This window comes from Ruminococcus sp., assembly GCF_019417665.1.
Lineage (GTDB): Bacteria > Bacillota > Clostridia > Oscillospirales > Ruminococcaceae > Ruminococcus_C.
Map to the genome: position 1 here is coordinate 1 of NZ_DXUU01000008.1, position 20,251 is coordinate 20,251.

14 protein-coding genes are annotated in these 20,251 nt (G+C 47.8%); 5 read left to right on the forward strand and 9 right to left on the reverse strand.

Annotated elements, in window-relative coordinates; translation table 11 throughout:
* Positions 1–201: 201 nt before the first annotated feature.
* Entirely contained in the window at positions 202–714 is a 513-nt protein-coding gene (locus QZ375_RS03530) for a GNAT family N-acetyltransferase (RefSeq protein ID WP_295215364.1), read from the reverse strand.
* Between the two features lie 279 nt (positions 715–993).
* Between QZ375_RS03530 and nrdD the strand changes: the two genes are divergently transcribed.
* Both nrdD and nrdG read left to right on the forward strand, forming a co-directional pair.
* Positions 994–3,153 carry an anaerobic ribonucleoside-triphosphate reductase gene (gene nrdD, locus QZ375_RS03535; protein WP_295215367.1) on the forward strand — a complete coding sequence of 720 codons (2,160 nt, stop codon included), beginning with the start codon at positions 994–996 and terminating at the stop codon, positions 3,151–3,153.
* Positions 3,154–3,165: 12 nt separating this feature from the next.
* The gene (gene nrdG, locus QZ375_RS03540; RefSeq protein WP_295215368.1) at positions 3,166–3,660 is read left to right on the forward strand and encodes an anaerobic ribonucleoside-triphosphate reductase activating protein; all 495 of its coding nucleotides are present in this window, start codon (positions 3,166–3,168) and stop codon (positions 3,658–3,660) included.
* A gap of 57 nt (positions 3,661–3,717) precedes the next feature.
* On the opposite strand, the gene QZ375_RS03545 is transcribed toward nrdG, so the two are convergent.
* A complete protein-coding gene (locus QZ375_RS03545) occupies positions 3,718–4,599 on the reverse strand; it encodes an alpha/beta hydrolase (RefSeq protein WP_295215370.1) in 882 nt (293 codons plus the stop codon).
* Between the two features lie 247 nt (positions 4,600–4,846).
* On the opposite strand from QZ375_RS03545, the gene QZ375_RS03550 reads away from it, so the two are divergent.
* Together QZ375_RS03550 and QZ375_RS03555 are read left to right on the forward strand one after the other, a co-directional pair.
* Complete coding sequence (locus QZ375_RS03550; RefSeq protein WP_295215373.1) at positions 4,847–7,492, forward strand: ABC transporter ATP-binding protein/permease; 2,646 nt, start codon at positions 4,847–4,849, stop codon at positions 7,490–7,492.
* Positions 7,493–7,638: 146 nt separating this feature from the next.
* The gene (locus QZ375_RS03555; RefSeq protein ID WP_295215375.1) at positions 7,639–9,297 is read left to right on the forward strand and encodes a sigma-70 family RNA polymerase sigma factor; all 1,659 of its coding nucleotides are present in this window, start codon (positions 7,639–7,641) and stop codon (positions 9,295–9,297) included.
* A gap of 76 nt (positions 9,298–9,373) precedes the next feature.
* Here QZ375_RS03555 and gpmI read toward each other — a convergent pair whose 3' ends face one another.
* The 7 genes from gpmI to QZ375_RS03590 all read right to left on the reverse strand — a co-directional run bounded on the left by gpmI (position 9,374) and on the right by QZ375_RS03590 (position 19,112).
* Positions 9,374–10,891 (reverse strand): 2,3-bisphosphoglycerate-independent phosphoglycerate mutase, encoded by a 1,518-nt coding sequence (gene gpmI / locus QZ375_RS03560; protein ID WP_295215377.1) that lies wholly within the window; start codon positions 10,889–10,891, stop codon positions 9,374–9,376.
* A 79-nt stretch (positions 10,892–10,970) separates the two neighbouring features.
* The gene (gene tpiA / locus QZ375_RS03565; protein WP_295215380.1) at positions 10,971–11,738 is read right to left on the reverse strand and encodes a triose-phosphate isomerase; all 768 of its coding nucleotides are present in this window, start codon (positions 11,736–11,738) and stop codon (positions 10,971–10,973) included.
* A gap of 23 nt (positions 11,739–11,761) precedes the next feature.
* Positions 11,762–11,968: a hypothetical protein gene (locus QZ375_RS03570; RefSeq protein WP_295215383.1), complete on the reverse strand. Its 207-nt coding sequence runs from the start codon at positions 11,966–11,968 to the stop codon at positions 11,762–11,764.
* A gap of 79 nt (positions 11,969–12,047) precedes the next feature.
* Positions 12,048–13,262, reverse strand: coding sequence for a phosphoglycerate kinase (locus QZ375_RS03575; protein ID WP_295215386.1), 1,215 nt, complete (start codon positions 13,260–13,262; stop codon positions 12,048–12,050).
* Positions 13,263–13,485: 223 nt separating this feature from the next.
* Positions 13,486–16,347 (reverse strand): excinuclease ABC subunit UvrA, encoded by a 2,862-nt coding sequence (gene uvrA, locus QZ375_RS03580; RefSeq protein WP_295215387.1) that lies wholly within the window; start codon positions 16,345–16,347, stop codon positions 13,486–13,488.
* Between the two features lie 3 nt (positions 16,348–16,350).
* A complete protein-coding gene (uvrB, locus tag QZ375_RS03585; protein WP_295215389.1) occupies positions 16,351–18,315 on the reverse strand; it encodes an excinuclease ABC subunit UvrB in 1,965 nt (654 codons plus the stop codon).
* Positions 18,316–18,335: 20 nt separating this feature from the next.
* Entirely contained in the window at positions 18,336–19,112 is a 777-nt protein-coding gene (locus QZ375_RS03590; RefSeq protein ID WP_295215391.1) for a JAB domain-containing protein, read from the reverse strand.
* Between the two features lie 119 nt (positions 19,113–19,231).
* Between QZ375_RS03590 and QZ375_RS03595 the strand changes: the two genes are divergently transcribed.
* The gene (locus QZ375_RS03595) at positions 19,232–20,212 is read left to right on the forward strand and encodes an RluA family pseudouridine synthase (protein ID WP_295215394.1); all 981 of its coding nucleotides are present in this window, start codon (positions 19,232–19,234) and stop codon (positions 20,210–20,212) included.
* Positions 20,213–20,251: the final 39 nt, after the last annotated feature.

Sequence of the window (20,251 nt, forward strand, 5' to 3'; positions counted from 1 at the left end):
CAGGATGTATTAATTATAGCACATTCCCTGAAAAAAGTCAACGGGTGATTTTTATTTTGCCAAATCTGCTTTAAAAAAGATTTTTTATTGATTATTCTCTTGCAATTCTTCATCTATACTTGCTTTTGTAAAGAAAAACAGGAATATTTCTTTTTTGGGAAAAGCAACTTGCCTTTTGAATGAATTTCTGGTATAATCCGTTTAGCTTGGCATATCCTGCCACAACGGAACAGAAAAAACATAATCATCCATAACAAAACCTGAGCCAATATCTGTCACCTGAGAACGAATGATCTCCATACCAAAATGTTTGTAAACTGCGATTGCCTGGTCGTTATGTTTATTGACTGTAAGCCAAATAGAGGATGCGCCGCATATTTTGGCAAGGTGCTGCACTTCCTGAAACAGCACAGATGCCAGACCCTTCCCCCGGTATTCTTGTTTTAAATACAGCTTGGAAAGAAACAGACTGCCGTCTGATTGCAGGCATACACCAAAATAACCCGCCGGTTGGTTCTGGTATAGGAAAATACAATACTGATAACCCTCTGCGATCTGTTTTGTTAAGGCTTCCTCCGACTGAAATTTTTCCACCATATAATTGATCTGGGCTTCTGTCAGCAGACAGGGAAAATATTCGTGCCAGATCTCATTCGCCAAAACAGCAAGTTTCTGAATCTCATCAGGCGACTGAATAGAAACAAATGTATACATAATATCCATTTCCTTTCAAATTATAATAAAATAATGCCCTCCAGGCAGGTCATTGAAAAACACAAATTTCACTCCATCGGCTTTCAATATACAAGATATTGTGTTTGGAAGATACTAAAGGTACAATTTGTTGTGTTCGAAAACACGAACATAGAAAATTTGCTTGACAGTGGCATAGAGAAGCGGTATAATAGTACCTACAGTCATCATAACACATATCAAGAAAAAATGCAAGCTGATCCCATCGATGCAGCCTGTTCATGTTTGGAGGAGAAAGCTGTGAAAATTATCAAGAGAAGCGGAAAAGAGGACGTCTTTGACCGCATCAAGATCGAAGCTGCTATCAGTAAGGCAAATATTACGGTGATCGAATCGGAACGTCTTACGGATGAAGCAATTCGTAAAATTGCAGAAGAAATCGAACTGCGATGTGATGAAATGAATCGTGCTGTGGATGTGGAAACCATCCAGGACTGGGTAGAACTGGAAATCATGAAGCACGGTGCATATACGGTTGCTAAAAACTACATTACATATCGCTATGAACGAGGTCTGCTGCGTCAGTCCAATACCACAGATAAAAAAATTCTCAGTCTTTTGAATTTTGAAAACGAAGAAGTCAAGCAGGAGAATTCCAACAAAAACCCTGTAGTAAACAGTGTACAGCGTGATTATATGGCGGGCGAAGTCAGCAAGGACATTACGACCCGCTTTCTGCTGCCCCATGATATCACTGATGCGCACAAAGAAGGGATCATCCATTTCCACGACGCTGACTATTTTGCGCAGCATATGCACAACTGCTGTTTGGTAAACCTGGAGGATATGCTCCAAAACGGCACCGTCATCAGTGAAACCATGATCGAAAAGCCTCACAGCTTTTCCACTGCATGCAATATTTCCACACAGATCATTGCCCAGATTGCAAGTTCTCAGTACGGTGGTCAGAGCATTACCCTGTCCCACCTCGCACCTTTTGTTCAAGTCAGCCGTGAAAAATTCCGCCGAGATGTCCGCCGGGAATATGAGCGCCTCGGCAAAGAGGTTGATGAGGAAACCATTCACCGTATTGCAGAAATGCGTGTACGCAACGAGATTATTCAGGGCGTACAGATGATCCAGTATCAGGTCATCACTCTCATGACCACCAACGGACAGGCTCCTTTTGTTACGGTCTTTATGTATCTGGACGAAGTACCGGAAGGACAGACACGGGACGATTTGGCAATCATCATTGAGGAAATGCTGCGCCAGCGTATCCAAGGCGTTAAAAATGAAAAGGGCGTATATATCACACCGGCATTCCCGAAGTTGATCTATGTATTGGAAGAAGATAATATTCGAAAGGATTCCAAGTATTACTATTTGACAGAGCTTGCAGCACAGTGTACTGCAAAACGTATGGTTCCTGATTATATTTCCGAAAAAATCATGAAATCTCTCAAAGAAGGCAACTGCTACACCTGCATGGGCTGCCGTTCCTTCCTGACTGTATACAAAGACGAAAACGACAAGTACAAGTTCTACGGCAGATTCAATCAGGGCGTTGTGACTTTAAATCTGGTGGACATTGCTTGCTCCTCTGGCGGCGATGAAAAACGCTTCTGGGAGATCTTCGACGAACGCTTGGCACTGTGCTATCGTGCGCTGATGTGCCGCCACAACCGCCTGAAAGGCACACCTTCTGATGTAGCGCCGATCCTCTGGCAGTACGGCGCACTGGCTCGTCTTAAAAAGGGTGAAACTATTGACAGGCTCCTCTACGGCGGCTATTCCACTTTGTCTCTTGGCTATGCCGGTCTGTGTGAATGCACACGCTATATGACTGGAAAATCCCATACAGATCCGGCGGCAACGCCTTTTGCCCTGCATGTCATGCAGCATCTGAACGACACCTGCAAGCGCTGGGCTGAAGAGACCAATATTGCATTCAGCCTTTACGGCACACCTTTGGAGTCTACGACCTACAAATTTGCTCGCTGCCTTCAGGAACGCTTCGGCGTTATTGAAGGCGTGACTGATAAGAATTACATCACTAACAGCTATCATGTCCATGTGACGGAACCTATGAACGCCTTTGAAAAACTCTCCTTTGAAGCACAGTTCCAGGAGCTGTCTCCGGGTGGTGCCATCAGCTACGTGGAAGTGCCCAACATGCAGGACAACATTCAGGCTGTTATCGCAGTGATGCAGCACATTTATGACAACATCATGTATGCAGAATTGAATACAAAGAGTGACTATTGTCAGGTCTGCGGCTATGACGGTGAGATCCAGATTGTAGAAGATGATGGTAAGCTGGTCTGGGAATGCCCCAACTGCGGCAACCGGGATCAGGATAAGTTGAATGTAGCACGCCGCACCTGTGGTTATATCGGCACTCAGTTCTGGAATCAGGGTCGTACTCAGGAGATTCGCGACCGTGTTATGCACCTGTAAGAGGTGATGGAGATGTATTATGGTTCGATCAAGTCCTGTGATATTGCCAATGGGACTGGTGTTCGGGTGTCTTTATTTGTGTCAGGCTGTCGGCACTGCTGCAAGAATTGTTTTAATCCGGAAACATGGGCGTTTGACTACGGTACGCTGTATACAGACGAAACCACTGCGCAAATTCTAAAGCTTCTGAAACCGTCTTATATTCAGGGGCTGACGCTGATCGGCGGCGAGCCTATGGAACCAGAAAATCAACCGGTTCTGCTGGAGCTGGTACAGGCTGTCCGGCAGCAATTCGGGAATACCAAGGATATCTGGTGTTATACCGGATGTATACTGGAACGAGATCTCCTTGCCGAAAGTCCCTATCGCTGCAATGTGACAGATGCGCTTTTGCGGGAGATTGATGTGCTGGTGGACGGTCCCTTTGTGGAAGAGCAGAAATCCCTGACACTTCCTTTTCGAGGCTCGGAAAATCAGCGTATCTTGAAACTGCGTGAAATACTATAACCAATGAGAAAAGCGGAACAGTTCCCCATGAACTGCTCCGCTTTTTTTGAAACATGCTTATGATTTCGATTGCGCTGCAATTTTTTTGAAAAACGCCGCTTCTTCCTGATTACACCGCATCCCGTTTTCGCTGTAAAGATTTAGATGGAACACATGTCCATCCTCCGGCACACCCTCGCCGTATTCTGCAAAGACAAAGGGAATGCCGCACGTCTCCAGTCTTGCTTTCATAGGCAATGTACATGGGTAAAGCTCGTCATTGACGCTTGCCATCAGATAGGTAGGTGGGAATGCACTATTCATATAGGACAGCACCTGTTCAAACAGCTCCAGCTGCTTCCCGGTCGTCTCTTGCACATAGAGATTTCGATGAACATCTTCTGTCATCGCCATATCATAAATGCCACAGTTCAACGCCACTGCACTTGGCAGCTGATCATAAGTCTCAAAATCCAGCTGGTGCCGATATACCGGTTCTGCTGCCAGTATACAATATTGGCTGACAAGTTGTGCTCCGGCAGAATCCCCCACCATAAACCACGGTGCATCTGGAGTTGTATAGTCCTTGCGATGTGCCAGAGTCCAGCAAACGACATGACAGACATCCTCAATGGCAGCAGGATAAGGATCTTCCGGCATCAGACGATAGTTGCAGTTTACCACCACAAAACCCATTTGTGCCAAATGCATACAATAAAACCGATACAGTTCCTTATCCCCATAAAACCAGCCACCGCCATGAATGCTGATGATCACCGGCAATCCGACCGGCGCATTTTTCGGACAATACACATCCAGTAAATGCGCCGTTATACTGTCAGAACGATATGTAATATCCCGGAATGCTTCTATCCCCTCTGGTTCTGTCAAATCATGATCTCGCTTTGCGTCACATTCTGCCCAGGTTATACGCTCCTGTTGTATTTCTTTCAGTGTCACAAGATATCCCTCCAAGATTTTTTCTTTCCATATCACCGCACAAACCACTTTGCGCAGTACTTTTCTTAATCATATCACATTTTTTGCGATTTGACAATAGCTGCACAAAAATCAAACTAACGTATCCCATTTTGTGTGAAACAGATGAAATTTTCAAATCCCCTTGACAAACACAGAAAAATAGTTTACTATATAACTAGTACGCTTATAAAGATATGATCTGTTATTTCAGAAAGGAGTGATTTGTTTGCTGCAAATCAAAGATATTGTCAAACAGTACAAGACTGGTGATCTAATACAAACTGCATTGGATCACGTCAGTCTGAATTTCCGGGACAATGAATTTGTCGCAATTCTAGGCCCCAGCGGATCTGGTAAAACCACGATGCTAAATATCATCGGTGGGCTGGACCGGTACGACAGCGGCGATTTGATCATCGGTGGCATTTCTACACAAAAATACAAAGACAGGGACTGGGATTCCTATCGAAACCACACCATTGGTTTTGTATTCCAAAGCTATAACCTGATCCCCCACCAGACAGTGCTTGCAAATGTGGAACTGGCGTTGACCATTTCCGGTATTTCCAGAAGCGAACGGCGTGCCCGTGCCAAAGAAGCCCTGGAGCAGGTCGGCTTAGGCGATCAGCTGCACAAAAAGCCGAATCAGATGTCCGGCGGACAGATGCAGCGTGTTGCTATTGCACGTGCCCTTGTCAACAATCCAGATATTCTGTTGGCAGACGAACCGACTGGTGCCCTGGATACGGAAACCAGCGTTCAGGTCATGGATCTGCTGAAAAAGGTCGCCAAGGATCGGCTTGTCATTATGGTAACTCACAATCCTGAGCTGGCAGAGACCTATGCCACACGTATCGTGAAGCTGCGTGACGGCAAGATTCTGGATGATTCTAATCCATTTGCAATACCGGAGACTAAAGAAGCACCAGTACATAAGAATATGGGAAGATCCTCCATGTCATTTCTGACAGCGCTGTCTCTGAGCTTTAATAACCTACGCACCAAGAAAGCCAGAACCATCTTGACCTCCTTTGCTGGCAGTATCGGCATCATTGGCATTGCCATGGTATTGTCCCTGTCCAACGGCATCAGCCAGTATATTGAAACGGTACAAAAAGACACGCTGTCTACCTATCCGTTGACCATCGAAAAGGAAAGCATGGATATGACCTCTATGATGGCAGATATGATGTCCCAGAATGTGAACGAAGAGAGCGGACATGAAAAGGACAAGGTTTATTCCAACAACATTGCAAGCAGCATGCTCTCCACCATGAGCCAGGAATCCAAAGCAAATGATCTGGGCGCATTCAAGAGCTATCTGGAAGGCGATGACAGCGATATTGACAGTTATATTTCAGATATCCAGTATAGTTATGATCTGGATCTGCAATTGTACAGTACAGACACTTCCGATGGCGTGGTGCAGGTCAATCCCAGTACGCTAAACAGTACCACAACCGGCAGTACTGCCAGTTCGGAAATGCCCACCTCTGCCAGCGATATGACAGCATATATGTCTTTCGGAAACGTATTTTCGGAAATGCTGGACAACCGTGAGCTAGTGGAATCCCAGTATGATGTTCTTGCTGGAAGAATGCCCGATGCAGACGCTTACAACGAATTGGTTCTCGTGGTGGACGAAAATAATGAGATCAGTGATGTTGCACTGTACACTCTGGGGCTGATGGATCAGGATGAATTCCGTGACATGATGCAAAAGGTCATGCAGGGTGAGACTGTTAAAAAAACAGAAAATGTTTCCTTCACCTATGATGATTTGTTGAACACTTCCTTCAAGCTGGTACTAAATACAGATTACTATCAGTATAACGAGGCCTCCGGTGTATGGGAGGACAAGCGTGACGATGATACATACATGAAGCAGCTGGTAGAAGATGCACCGGAGCTGAAAATCGTGGGCATTATCCGTCCCGATGAAGAGGCAACTGCGACTTCCATCAACGGCTCCATCGCATACAATTCCGCACTGACGGATTATGTTGTCAATCATATTAACGATAGTGAAATTGCAAAGGCACAGATGGCTGACCCGGATACCAATGTCTTGACCGGTACGCCTTTCAACATTGACGAATACGTCAACAGCCTGACTATGGAAGATTTACAGGCAGATGTGGCACAGAGAAGCCAGGAGGAGCAGGCACAGTTCCAGCAGATGGCTGCTGTCATGAGTGAAGAAGAACTGCTGGAGTCCTACCGAAAATCCATTCGAGAAAACTCCACGGATACCTATGACGGCATTTTGGCACAGCTAGGTGTGGTAGATCTGGAACAGCCCTCTGCCATCAGTATTTATCCCAAGGACTTTGATGCAAAGGATTCCATCGTTTCCATTATTGACGACTACAATGATGCACAGATCGACGACGGACACGAGGAAATGACCATTACCTACACAGACTATGTGGGACTTATGATGACCTCAGTCACCACCATCGTTAACATGATCAGCTATGTTCTCATTGCCTTTGTTTCCATTTCTCTGGTCGTCTCCTCCATCATGATCGGCATTATTACATACATCTCCGTTCTGGAACGTACCAAGGAAATCGGCATTCTGCGCGGCATCGGTGCTTCCAAGCGGAATATTTCCAGCATCTTCAATGCGGAGACACTGATTATCGGCACCTGTGCCGGTCTGATCGGTATCGGTGTAACGCTGGTGCTGCTGATTCCCGCAAATGCCATTATCGGTGCACTGACGGATATCTCCAATCTGGCTAAGCTGCCGTGGAAGGGTGCTGTGATCCTGGTGCTCATCAGCATGTTCCTGACAGTGATCGCCGGTCTGATTCCGTCGAAAAAAGCGGCGAAGAAAGATCCGGTAACCGCACTGCGGACTGAATAATTTTTTCAAATCAGAGAACCCTACAGGACGTATTCCCAAATATGGATACGTCCTGTTTTGGTTTATCTCAAATTTTGAAGTATCACCCAACCATTTCCCCATCCCCCTCACTATATAGACAGAAAACGCATCCGGAGGCTTTTCCTATGGACAAAGTACAAGCAGACCGACTGATCCTGCAATACCAGACCCGCATTTTCGGCTTTGCCATGTCGAAGCTGCGCAGCTACACCGAAGCAGAAGAACTTGCCGCCGATATTGTCAGCGAGGTATATCATTCTTTTCTCGCCGCAGAGCAGATCACCAACCCGGACGGCTATGTCTATCGCATTGCCTGCAATGTCTATGCAAGGCATATCCGGCAGCTGACACATGTCAGCACAGTTGATATTTCTGATATGGTACTCCCCTGCCACGATGATACACAGGAGCATCTGGAACAGAACGAAACAATTCAGCAGCTCCGTCGGGATATCGGTTTTCTCTCTGACCGGCAGCGTACCATTGTCTATCTGCACTACTACAAGAAAAAGACAGCAGCGGAAATTGCGGCAACATTGGGGATCTCTCCCGGCACGGTAAAGTGGCATCTGTCGGACGCAAGAACCACGCTAAAGGAGGATTTGGTTATGACACAGCAAACAACTGACCTGACCGTCAACCCCATCCGGTTTACTTCCACGGGGCACAATGGCTCTGCCGGGACAACCGGTGATACCCAGGATATGTTTGACACCAGACTCAAACAGAATATTGCCTGGTGCTGTTACTTCACACCTCACACTGTAGAAGAAATTGCACGAGCCCTCAGTGTGCCGTCTGTCTATATTGCAGACAATGTACAGAAGCTGGAGGAATACGGCTATCTCGACCGCATAGACAAGAGCAAGAATCCGAAGTTCCGTACCAATATGGTAATTTATGACGATCGGATTCCGGATAAAGCGCAATCCCTTTGCTTCGAGGCGGCAAAAAAGCTCTGTGATGAGCTGTACCCGGCAATTTTCCATGCTTTTGATCAGGCAGAGGATAACTGGGGCTTCGCCTGTGACGGCAATGACAAAAACTTTATGAAGTACACCCTTGTGATGCTGTGTACACGGTATCTTTTTTACCACGGTGATTCCCAAAAATGGCAGAAGTTTTATCAGACCTATTCTGTCAAACGACCGGACGGCGGTGATTTCATTGCCCATGCAAATGTTTCTGACGACTGTCATATGACAATCGAGCCATCAGAATGCACAAATCCTTATGATAAATACCCCTATGTCATCTGCGGCTATATGCAGCGATATGATACAAATAGTGATATGCTGAATGAACAGGTCAATTGTCGCTTTGCAGATCGTCTGGTGGACTGGCGCGACAATTGCTCTGAGGATTGGGAATCGCTGTACCGCTACATCAAAAACCAGAACAACAAGTCTGTCCTGACACCAGAAGAATACAAACGACTTTGTGACAAGGGCTATCTGGCAGATGACAATGTACAGGTGATGACATATGTTTGCAACGAAAAACCAACCTGGAATCACATCATACAACTGCTGCATACAAAATGCCATGTACCGGAATCTATCCGGAGTTTTAGCAAAGCATTTGATGCAAAGAAATATGCGCTGCAAAAGGAACAGCATCCCAAACACATTCAGCCGATTATCCGTCAATATTGCACGGAAGCACTAGGCAGCGCTGAAATTATTCCCTATGTCATTGAGGAAATGCTTCACCGTGGTATGCTCCAGCCCCTGACGGCGGTACAGAAAAAGGCGGTATTCAGTATTCTCGTTTATCAAAAGTAAAACCACTATATAGAATGCAAAAAACCTGCGAGGGAGCAATTTCCCTTGCAGGTTTTCTCACATGATGTTATATCAATTATGCAAACAGGCTCTTACCAGTCATTTCAGCCGGCTGCGGCAGTTCCATTGCTTCCAGCATAGTTGGTGCAATATCTGCCAGCACGCCGCCCTCACGAAGAGGCTTGTCCATACCCACTACAACAAACGGTACCGGGTTTGTGGTGTGTGCTGTGAACGGTGAACCGTCCTGTTCATACATCTTGTCTGCATTGCCGTGATCAGCAGTGATGAACGCCACGCCACCCTTTGCCAGGATAGCGTCCACCATGCGTCCTACGCAGGTATCCACAGCTTCTACCGCAGCCTTTGCTGCATCGAAAATACCTGTGTGGCCTACCATGTCGCAGTTTGCATAGTTCAGGATAATGGCATCATACTTGTCACTTGCGATGGCTTCTACTACCTTGTCAGTTACCTCATAGGCACTCATTTCCGGCTTCAGGTCAAAGGTCGGCACATCCGGGCTCTGTACCAAAATACGGTCTTCGCCCTCAAAAGTCTTTTCCTCGCCACCGTTGAAGAAGAAAGTAACGTGAGCATACTTCTGAGTCTCTGCAATACGCAGCTGTGTCTTGCCACACTTGCTTACATATTCACCGAATGTCATGTGCAGTTCTTCCGGCGGATAAGCTACAGAAACATTGGGCATCGAAGCGTCATACTGTGCCATGCAGACAAACTGTACCGGGAAGAAGCCGTTTCTGCGCTCAAAACCGCTGAATTCCGGATCTACAAAGCAGCGTGTCAGCTGTCTTGCACGGTCAGGACGGAAATTAAAGAAGATCATGCTATCTCCCGGCTTTACCGTACCATCCTGATCCAGAACTGTGGGCAGCATGAATTCATCAGTAATATCCTTTGCATAGCTATCCTCAATTGCCTGTACCGAGTCAGCCTGGGTCTGTACACCCTCACCGTAAACCATGGCTGCATATGCCTTTTCCACACGATCCCATGCGTTGTCACGATCCATTGCATAGTAACGGCCGGAAATGGTAGCCACCTTACCTACGCCGATCTCCTGCATCTTTGCTGCTGCTTCCTTCATGAAGCCCGCAGCAGATGCCGGCGGCTCGTCACGACCATCCAGGAATGCGTGTACATAGACCTTGGGCAGTCCTTTTTTCTTTGCCATTTCCAACAGCCCATATAGATGAGACATATGGCTGTGCACACCGCCCGGAGACAGCAGACCCATCAGGTGCAGAGCAGTTCCCTTTTCCTTGCAAGCATCCATTGCCGCAGAAAGTGCCGGATTGGAGAAGAAAGTGCCGTCCTCAATGTCCTTTGTGATCTTCACCAGCATCTGATAAACGATCCGTCCGGCACCGATGTTCGTATGACCAACCTCAGAGTTGCCCATCTGACCGTCCGGCAAACCAACATCCAGACCGCTTGCACCGATCAAGGTATGAGGTCCCTTCATATATTCATCCAGATGCGGCTTTTTAGCTGCACGAATGGCATTGCCGTAATCGTCCTTGTTATAGCCGAAGCCGTCCATAATAATCAGAGCCACAGGTTTTTTACTCATGTGCATTCGTTCCTTTCCAAAGATGGGCAGCCATTCTCAGACTGCCCACGGGATTAATACAATGTTCTTAGCAAAATGCTTACTTAGAAGCCTCAGCCAGCAGTACGCCAAACTTTTCTGCTACCAGAGAAGCACCACCGATCAAACCGCCATCGATATCTTCCTTTGCCAGCAATTCTGCGCAGTTTTTCTCGTTCATGGAACCACCGTACTGGATGGTCATGCCGTCTGCAATTGCCTTGTCATACAGAGAAGCAACTGTTGCACGAATGAAAGAGCAAACCTCCTGTGCCTGTTCAGCAGTAGCAGTCTTACCAGTACCGATTGCCCATACCGGCTCATAAGCGATAACAATATTCTGTACCTGTTCTGCGGACAGACCGTGCAGAGCAACCTTTACCTGCTTTGCGACAACTTCTTCTGTGATACCCAGCTCACGCTCTGCCAGAGTCTCGCCAACGCACAGAATGACAGTCATGCCAGCCTCAATTGCAGCAGTGGTACGCTTGTTGACAGTTTCATCGGTTTCACCGAAATACTGTCTGCGCTCGGAGTGACCAACGATAACATACTTTACACCCATTTCGGTCAGCATGTCTGCGGAGATCTCACCGGTGAAAGCGCCGCTCTTCTCGAAGTGTACATTCTCAGCGCCAACTTCAATGTTAGTACCCTCTGTCAGTGCCAGAGCAGTTTCCAGGTTGGTGAACGGTACGCAGATGATCACACCGCAGGTCTTGTCAGCTGCGATAGGCTTCAGAGCCTCGATCAATTCCTTGGCTTCTTTGCGATTCTTGTTCATCTTCCAGTTTCCGGCAATAATTGCCTTTCTCAGTTCCTTATTCATTGCAATTTCCTCGTTTCTATGGATTATTCACCATTTTCAGATTTAGAAATATAGTCTCCTTCTTCATGAGACTCTTTATTGTAGCTGCCGTTATGGCTTCCGATGACAATGCCTTTTGAGAAAGGCATGAGGAGCATTCCTACAGCCAGACCACATAATGCGCCTAATGTAAACACTGCCACTGGACATTGTGCAGCCCGTTTGATAAGTTCAGCGTTTTTCTTCTGCATAAAAGTCACAACCTTTCTCAAGACAACACAAACGGAGGAATACCGATGATGCAGTACCCTCCCGTCTGTTTTTCTTTAATTAGTTCTTGTCAGCAATTGCAGCTACGCCCGGCAGTACCTTGCCTTCCAGATACTCCAGAGAAGCGCCGCCGCCAGTAGAGATATGGCTCATCTTGTCAGCAAATCCCAGCTGCATAACTGCTGCTGCGGAGTCGCCGCCGCCGATGATGGTAGTTGCATCTGTGTCTGCCAGAGCTTGTGCCACTGCGATCGTGCCCTTGCTCAGGATCGGGTTTTCGAATACGCCCATGGGGCCGTTCCATACAACAGTCTTTGCAGTCTTCACAGCATCCGCAAACAGAGCCTGTGTCTTTTCGCCGATATCCAGACCCATCTTCTCAGCCGGAATTGTGTGAGAATCAAAAGTCTCTACAGCAATTTCTGCATCGATCGGATTCGGGAAATCAGCAGCTGTTACTGTATCTACCGGCAGAAGCAGATCCTTGCCGTTTGCCTTTGCCTTCTCCAGCATTTCCTTGCAGTAGTCAATCTTTGTATCGTCAACCAGAGAAGTACCAACCTCATAGCCCTGTGCCTTCAGGAAAGTGTAAGCCATACCGCCGCCGATGATCAGCGTGTCACACTTTTCCAACAGATTGGAGATAACATTCAGCTTATCTGCAACCTTTGCTCCGCCCAGAATTGCAACGAAAGGACGAACCGGATTCTCAACAGCGTTGCCCAGGAACTGGATCTCCTTCTGCATCAGATAACCTACAGCAGTTTCCTTTACATACTCCGTAACACCAACTGTGGAGCAGTGTGCTCTGTGTGCGCTGCCGAACGCATCCATAACAAATACATCTGCGATAGAAGCCAGATCCTTGCTGAAATCTTCGATGTTCTTTGTCTCTTCCTTGCGGAAACGAGTATTTTCCAGAACGATGATCTCGCCGTCCTGCATCTTGTCTACTGCAGCTTTTACGGTATCGTCTACAACAACATCAGACGGAACGAAAGTTACCTTTGCGGAAACCAGCTCTGCCAGACGTGCAGCAGCTGCCTTCAGAGAGAACTTCTCCTCCGGACCATTCTTCGGCTTGCCCAGGTGAGAGCAAAGAATTACCTTGCCGCCGTCAGCGACCAGCTTGTTGATGGTGGGCAGTGCAGCCTGGATACGATTGTCATTGGTGATCACGCCGTCCTTCATCGGTACGTTGAAGTCCACACGAACCAGTACACGCTTGCCCTTTACATTAATGTCGTCTACAGATACTTTGTTTAACCCTGCCATATCATTGACATCCTTTCGTAAGATAGAAATTAACATATTGCTGGGAGATCCTGGGATATCCGCAGGTACACCCCATACAATTCTATTATACACGATTTCACATGATTTTGCAAGCTTTTCGAAGAGATTTTCCGAAAAATCCAAAATTTTATTTTTAGGTGCTACGTTTTTATCAGAAACCGCCAGTTTTGGGGTACGTTCACATACAACAAATATGCGGATTTCAAGGTACGATCACACCTGAATTGTTCTCTGTCGGCTGTTTCAGATATGGCTTCAGATATTTTCCTGTATAGGAAGCCGGGCAAGCTGCCACCTGTTCCGGAGTACCGCTGACGACAACTGTGCCGCCCCGGTCACCGCCCTCAGGACCCAGATCGACGATCCAATCTGCCACCTTGATCACATTCAGATTATGCTCAATGACCACAACGGTATTTCCCGTATCCGTAAGCCGTTGGAGCACCTCCACCAGCCGATGGACATCTGCTGTATGCAACCCTGTGGTCGGCTCATCCAGAATATAAATGGTTTTCCCCGTGGGGCGCTTGGATAGCTCTGTGGCAAGCTTCACACGCTGTGCTTCACCGCCGGAAAGGGTCGTTGCCGGTTGTCCGATCTTCAGATAGCCCAGTCCCACTTCCTGTAGGGTTTTCAGTTTCCTGGCAATCTTGGGATGATTCTCAAAAAAGGTTACGCCCTCATCCACAGTCATTTCCAGCACATCATAGATGGACTTGTCACGATATTTTACCGCTAGAGTCTCACGGTTATATCGTTTCCCCTTGCAGACCTCGCAGGGCACATAGACATCGGGAAGGAAGTGCATCTCAATGCGCAGAATACCATCACCCTGGCACGCTTCGCAGCGGCCGCCTTTAATATTGAAGGAAAAACGCCCAGCAGTATAGCCTTTCGCTTTGGCATCATTTGTCTTAGCGTATAATTCCCGGATATCCGTGAATACGCCGGTATAAGTTGCCGGATTGGAACGAGGTGTCCGTCCAATGGGAGACTGGTCGATATCAATGACCTTATCCAAGAACTCCACACCATCCATGTTGTCGAAATCCCCGTGTCTGGTACGTGCTCGGTTGAGCTTCGCAGCCAGATATTTGTGAATGATCTCATTGACTAATGAGGATTTTCCGGAACCGGACACGCCTGTCACGCAGGTAAATGCCCCCAGCGGGATCTGTACGTCAATATTTTTCAGATTGTGTTCCTTGGCACCGTGTACCGTTAGGAAATGTCCGTTTCCGGGACGGCGTTCCAAAGGCAACGGAATTCGTCTTTTGCCGCTGAGATACTGTCCGGTAATGGATTTTTCACAGGCGAGAAGTCCCTTGACATCGCCGGAATAAACCACATTGCCGCCGTTGACACCAGCACCAGGTCCGATATCCACCACATAATCTGCGGCGAGAATGGTGTCATCATCATGTTCTACCACGATCAGGGTATTCCCCAGGTCCCGCAGGCGTTTCAGGGTTGCGATCAGCTTATCATTGTCACGCTGGTGCAGCCCGATACTTGGCTCGTCCAGAATATACAGCACGCCCATGAGATAGGAACCGATCTGGGTGGCAAGGCGGATGCGCTGGCTTTCGCCGCCGGAAAGCGTTCCGGCATTACGGGACAGAGTCAGATATTCCAGGCCCACATTTTTCAGGAATCCTAAGCGTTCCCGGATCTCCTTAATAATACGCTCTGCAATAAACAGTTCCCGCTGTGTCAGTTGTAATTGTTCCAGAAATTCCAGTGCGCCAGTGACAGACAATTCCGTTAGTTCAATGATATTCTTGCCGCCGACAGTTACTGCAAGAATCTCCGGTTTCAGACGTTTTCCATGGCAGACTGGACATGCCACGTCACTCATGACAGCGCTGATATCCTCTTTTGCCCACTCGCCGCCCTCACGGAAACGCCGTTCCAGATTGTGGATAACGCCTTCAAAGGGTGCACGATAACCCTCGCTTCTCCCATTCGCCGTAGTACGGTGCAGGAACAATGCATCCTCTCCTGTGCCGTAGAGAAACAGATTCAGCTGTTCCTTAGTCAGTTCTTTTACAGGCACATCCAGTGATACTCCATATTTCTGGGAGATAGCGGAATAATACATAAAGGCAATGGAATTTTCGTCGCTGATATTGCACCAACCAGAAGCCTTAATAGCACCTTGTCGAATGCTCAGATCCCGGTTTGGCACCACTAGTTTCGGATCGATTTCCTGAAATACACCCAAACCTGTACAATGAGGACACGCACCGAAGGGGTTATTAAATGAAAACATCCGGGGGGTCAATTCTTCCACAGAAACGCCGTGTTCCGGGCAGGCGTAGCTCTGGGAAAACAGCATTTCCTCTCCGCCGATGACGTCCACGACCACCAGACCGCCTGTCAGTGCCAAAACTGTTTCCAGGCTATCTGTCAGACGGGTGCGGATGGTAGGCTTTACCACCAGACGATCTACAATAATTTCAATGGTGTGCTTTTTGTTTTTATCCAGGTTGATCTGTTCCGACAGGTCATACTGACTGCCGTCCACCCGGACACGAACATAGCCGGATTTTTTAGCATTTTCCAATGCCTTGACATGCTGTCCCTTTTTTCCTCGAACAATGGGTGCCAACAGCTGAATCCGTGTTCCTTCTTCCAGTGCCAGAACACGATCCACGATCTCATCTACAGACTGCTGCTTGATTTCCCTGCCGCAGACCGGACAATGGGGAATGCCGATACGAGCGTAGAGCAGACGCAGATAGTCATAGATTTCTGTGACAGTACCTACAGTAGAACGGGGATTTTTTGAGGTGGTTTTCTGATCAATGGAAATTGCCGGAGACAGTCCCTCGATGCTGTCCACATCCGGCTTTTCCATCTGTCCCAAAAATTGCCGGGCGTAAGATGAAAGGCTCTCCATATACCGCCGCTGTCCGTCTGCAAAAATAGTATCAAAAGCCAGAGAAGATTTTCCTGATCCGGACAAACCAGTCATAACTACCAACTTGTCCCTGGGCAGTTCTACATCAATACTATTGAGGTTATTGGCACGTGCACCACGCACCACGATTTTATCTAACATAGATTACTTTTCCTCCTCCAGAGCTTTGATCTTATCTCGCAGATACGCCGCATGTTCAAATTCCAGCAGCTTTGCCGCTTCTTTCATCTGTGCCTTCAGCTGTTCGATCAGCGCCTGTTTTTCCTTACCCTTCAACTTCTTTCCAGTAGTTTTCTTTTCTACTTCTGCCTTAGACGTGATCTCAATAACATCACGCACATCCTTCTGAATGGTCTTTGGAATAATGCCATGGGCTTCATTATATGCCATCTGTTTGGCACGGCGGCGCTCCGTTTCCGTAATGGCGCGTTCCATCGAGCCGGTAACTTCATCGGCGTACATAATTACCTGTCCGTGAGCATTCCGGGCAGCACGACCGATAGTCTGTATCATAGAGGTCTCACTGCGCAGGAATCCCTCCTTGTCCGCATCAAGAATCGCCACGAGAGATACTTCTGGAATATCCAAACCTTCACGCAGCAGGTTGATGCCCACCAGCACATCGAATTCACCTAGACGCAGGTCCCGTATAATTTCCATACGCTCTACTGTATCAATATCGTGATGCAGATAGCGCACACGGACGCCCATGCGTTCCAAATATGCAGTCAAGTCCTCCGCCATTTTCTTGGTCAGCGTGGTCACAAGGACACGCTCGTTTTTCTCCGCACGGATATTGATTTCCGAGAAGAGATCCTCGATCTGTCCTTCCACCGGCTTCACAATGATTTCCGGATCCACCAGACCCGTTGGACGAATCACCTGTTCCACAGTCTGCACAGAATGTTCCTGTTCAAAGGGACCAGGCGTGGCACTGACATAGACTGCCTGGTTGACATGACCGTAAAACTCATCGAAATTCAGTGGCCGATTGTCAAAGGCACTGGGCAGACGGAATCCATAATCCACTAGTGTCTGCTTGCGTGCCCGGTCTCCGGCGTACATTGCTCGCACCTGGGGCAGTGTTACATGACTTTCGTCCACCACCAGCAGGAAATCCTCGGGAAAATGGTCTAACAAGGTATAAGGCACACTTCCCGGCGGTCTGCCGGAAAGAACACGGGAATAATTTTCGATTCCGCTGCAAAAGCCGATCTCTTCCAGCATTTCCATGTCATACTGGGTACGCTGCTGAATGCGCTGGGCTTCGATCAACTTATGATTGGCGGTGAACCACGCCACACGCTCCACCATTTCGCGGCGGATCTCCTGTACAGCTTTGGTCATCTTCTCGTTGCCTACGACATAGTGGGATGCCGGCATAATTGCCGCATATTGCATAGTCGCAGTGATTTCCCCGGTGACAACATTGATCTCGCAGATACGGTCGATCTCATCACCGAAATATTCCACACGAATCGCCTTATCCGTAGAAGATGCCGGAAAAATTTCCACCACATCCCCACGTACCCGGAACTTGTTGCGGACAAAGTTGATGTCGTTTCGTTCATACTGAATTGCCACCAGTTCATCGATCAGCTGTTCTCGGGATTTTTCCATCCCCGGACGAATGGATACCATCATAGAACGGTATTCCTCCGGGCTTCCCAGAGAGTAGATACAGGAAACGCTTGCGACAATAATGACATCCCGGCGTTCCGCCAGCGCAGCTGTGGCACTGTGACGCATTTTGTCGATCTCATCGTTAATGGACGAATCCTTTTCGATATAGCTGTCTGTACTGGGAATGTACGCTTCCGGCTGATAATAGTCATAGTAGGACACAAAATATTCTACTGCATTTTTGGGGAAAAATTCCCGGAATTCCGAGCAGAGCTGTGCCGCCAGGATCTTATTGTGTGCCAGAACCAACGTTGGCTTGTTGACTTTGGCGATGACATTAGCGATGGTATAAGTCTTACCGGAACCAGTTACGCCCAGCAATGTCTGTTCATGATCGCCATCCCTGATTCCCTGCACCAGCTTTTCGATTGCCTCCGGCTGATCTCCAGTAGGTGCAAAGGGTGCGTGTAATTCAAAGTGATCCATGACAATTCCTCCTGAAACGATTACGACTCTGACCAGCCCATGACCTGCCGCATGGAAATGGTATCTCCACGCTTTCCAACCACAATATGATCCAGCAGCTGTATCTGCATGCTGTCCAGAATTCGGCGGAGCTGCTGCGTGGCAAACAGATCCGCATCTGAGAATTCTGCTCCTGTGTTAGGATGATTATGCGCTAGAACCACTCTGGAACTGCGCATCCGAATGGCACATTCTACGATTCGATGAACATCCAGCATTGCACTTTGCGTTGTTCCCTTTGATACAGTTTCGCAGTGAAGCAGCTGCAGGGATTCATTGAGACATATCAGCAGCACACGCTCTTCCGTATCGCAGGAAAGATGTGCTTTCACATAATCACAAAGCTTCTGCACAGAATCCAGAACCGTATGCTCCCGCATTTTGTCCAGCTGATACTGCTGGCAGACCTGAGGGATCAGTTTCAGGAATACTGCCGTATATTCACTAATGCCCTTGATCTGCTTCAAGTCCTGGATATCTGCATCAAATACGCCGGACAAAGAGTGAAATTCTTGTATCAACTCATGGGCAATGGGATTGGTATTTTTCTGTGGCAGAGCATAAAACAGCAGCAGTTCCAAGGTCTCATGGGGCTGGAAATCCTCCAGACCGCTTTTCTGAAACCGTGTCCGCATCCGTTCCCGATGACCATAGTGGCTGTGCTTTGGCTTGGAAACAGACCCTGTCTCCTCCGGCATGTCCTGATGCTTGTCCGCACCAGCCGTATCCTGATCCGGTTTCTTTTTCGTCTGCCCCATGGAAATCCCTCCCGTCAAAAGCACAAAAACACTTTTCTTTTTTGTAGAAATGTGGTATACTGATAGAAAGTCACATTAGAAAAGGAGTGCTGCCGCAAAATGCAGCAGCAATATGGAAAATGAAAGAATTTTGCATTCAGGAAAATGACAGTGATCAGAGACTCGACAGATTCCTACAGAAGATCCTGCCCCGGCTTCCTAAAAGTTTGTTTTACAAATGGATCCGCACTAAGCACATCAAGGTGAATCGCAAACGTTGTACACCGGATCAAAGACTTTGTGTCAGTGATACAGTTCAGCTTTTTGTCAGCGATACTTACTTCGAAGCGGAACACCCTTCCGCCAGAACAGAAGCGCCGGAATTCTTACAGGCACCGGACAAACTGGACATTCTCTTTGAAAATGACCAGATTCTCCTAGTCTGCAAGCCCGTGGGACTTGTAGTACACTGTGACAACCGCCAAGTGCCTGATACACTGATCAACCGGGTGCTCCACTACCTCTACCGCACCGGTGCCTATGACCCGAAACAGGAACAAAGCTTCACGCCGGCGCTGTGTAACCGGCTCGACCGAAACACCGGCGGCATTGTCATTGCAGCGAAAACCGCAGCGGCTTTGCGTGAGGTGAATCGCCTCATTCGGGAAGACCGCATTCACAAGACATACCTCTGTGTTACTGTGGGTACGCCAAAGCTGCATGATGCAAAGCTCCGTGCATGGCATAAAAAATCCGAAAGCCACAATACGGTCACTGTCCGTGACACGAAAGCAGATGGTTTCCAGGAGATCATCACCGCCTATCACGTCATTGCATCCAACACACATCATGCGCTGTTGTCTGTAGATCTGATCACCGGCAGGACACATCAGATCCGTGCCCATCTGGCACACATCGGCACCCCCATTCTTGGCGATACCAAATATGGAAATATGAAGGAAAACCGCAGTACACACTGCAAATACCAGCGTCTATGGGCATATCAGCTGACCTTTTCCACCGATGTCGGAACATGTCTCGCCGATTTAGACGGTCTGACTGTCCGGACGGAACTGCCTGCATTTGTGAAGCAGGAATTTCCGCAGGCAGTTTTATCATAACATATGAAATGTGACAGCTGTGTGTCATATTGAAAACTG

Bases quoted from the DNA above. Each gene is read 5' to 3' on its own strand.
- QZ375_RS03530 (WP_295215364.1), bottom strand. From the start codon at position 714: ATGTATACATTTGTTTCTATTCAGTCGCCTGATGAGATTCAGAAACTT.
- nrdG (WP_295215368.1), top strand. From the start codon at position 3,166: ATGTATTATGGTTCGATCAAGTCCTGTGATATTGCCAATGGGACTGGT.
- QZ375_RS03555 (WP_295215375.1), top strand. From the start codon at position 7,639: ATGGACAAAGTACAAGCAGACCGACTGATCCTGCAATACCAGACCCGC.
- gpmI (WP_295215377.1), bottom strand. From the start codon at position 10,891: ATGAGTAAAAAACCTGTGGCTCTGATTATTATGGACGGCTTCGGCTAT.
- tpiA (WP_295215380.1), bottom strand. From the start codon at position 11,738: ATGAATAAGGAACTGAGAAAGGCAATTATTGCCGGAAACTGGAAGATG.
- QZ375_RS03570 (WP_295215383.1), bottom strand. From the start codon at position 11,968: ATGCAGAAGAAAAACGCTGAACTTATCAAACGGGCTGCACAATGTCCA.
- QZ375_RS03575 (WP_295215386.1), bottom strand. From the start codon at position 13,262: ATGGCAGGGTTAAACAAAGTATCTGTAGACGACATTAATGTAAAGGGC.
- uvrA (WP_295215387.1), bottom strand. From the start codon at position 16,347: ATGTTAGATAAAATCGTGGTGCGTGGTGCACGTGCCAATAACCTCAAT.
- uvrB (WP_295215389.1), bottom strand. From the start codon at position 18,315: ATGGATCACTTTGAATTACACGCACCCTTTGCACCTACTGGAGATCAG.
- QZ375_RS03590 (WP_295215391.1), bottom strand. From the start codon at position 19,112: ATGGGGCAGACGAAAAAGAAACCGGATCAGGATACGGCTGGTGCGGAC.
- QZ375_RS03595 (WP_295215394.1), top strand. From the start codon at position 19,232: ATGAAAGAATTTTGCATTCAGGAAAATGACAGTGATCAGAGACTCGAC.